Annotated in this window: 2 protein-coding genes; both read left to right on the top strand. The window is 73.2% G+C overall.

Annotation, left to right across the window (positions count from 1 at the left end; genetic code table 11):
- Positions 1–144 (top strand): LPXTG cell wall anchor domain-containing protein (locus JHN63_RS51575; protein WP_200692012.1); only part of this gene is annotated, 144 nt, incomplete at its 5' end.
- 31 nt (positions 145–175) lie between these two features.
- A partial coding sequence (locus tag JHN63_RS51580) for a GntR family transcriptional regulator (RefSeq protein WP_200692013.1) occupies positions 176–814 on the top strand: 639 nt, incomplete at its 3' end.

Genomic DNA, 814 nt, shown 5'->3' on the forward strand with positions numbered 1-814 from the left:
TCCCCGACCTCACCCCCCACCGACGACCTCTCCTTCACCGACGAACTCGCCCGCACCGGAATCGGCACCGCCCACCTCGTCCTCGCCGCCACATCCGTCCTCCTCGTCACCGCCGGCGCCCTGCTCGCCCGGAGGCGCCGATAACGCGGCCCGCCCCTTCTGCGACGATCTCCACGTGGACTACCCGAACGACCAGGCCCCCGGCGCCCCCGTCCGCTCCGGCATCCCGGAGCACGGCCGCATCCCCAAGTACTACGCGGTCAAGGCCCAGATCGCCGCGCTCGTCGACGAGTTGGGGGAAGGCAGCCTGATCCCCACCGAGCGCGACCTCGCCGAGCGGTACGAGGTCGCCCGCGAGACCGTGCGGCAGGCGCTGCGCGAACTCGTGCTGGAGGGCAGGCTGCGCCGGCAGGGGCGCGGCACGGTCGTCGCGGGACCCAAGCTGGAACAGCCGCTGTCCCTGGCCAGCTACACCGAGGGCGTACGTCGACAGGGGCGCACCCCGGGCCGCAGCCTCGTCACCCTCGACCGCTTCCCCTGCTCCGACGCGCTCGCCGCCGAGACCGGACTGACCCGCGGCGAACCCGTCTGGCACCTGGAGCGCGTCCTGCTCGCCGACGACGAACGGGTCGGCCTCGAGAGCACCTACGTCTCGGTCGCCCGACTCCCGCACCTGGACACGGACTTCGAGCCCGACTCCTCCTTCTACGGCTATCTCGCCGCCCGCGGCATCCGCTTCGGCGACGCCGACGAACGCATCGAGACCGTGCTCGCCACCCCGCGCGAGGCCCTCCTCATCGGCACCCCGCCCGCC

Origin of the sequence: Streptomyces sp. MBT65 (assembly GCF_016612545.1) — a bacterium.
Lineage (GTDB): Bacteria > Actinomycetota > Actinomycetes > Streptomycetales > Streptomycetaceae > Streptomyces.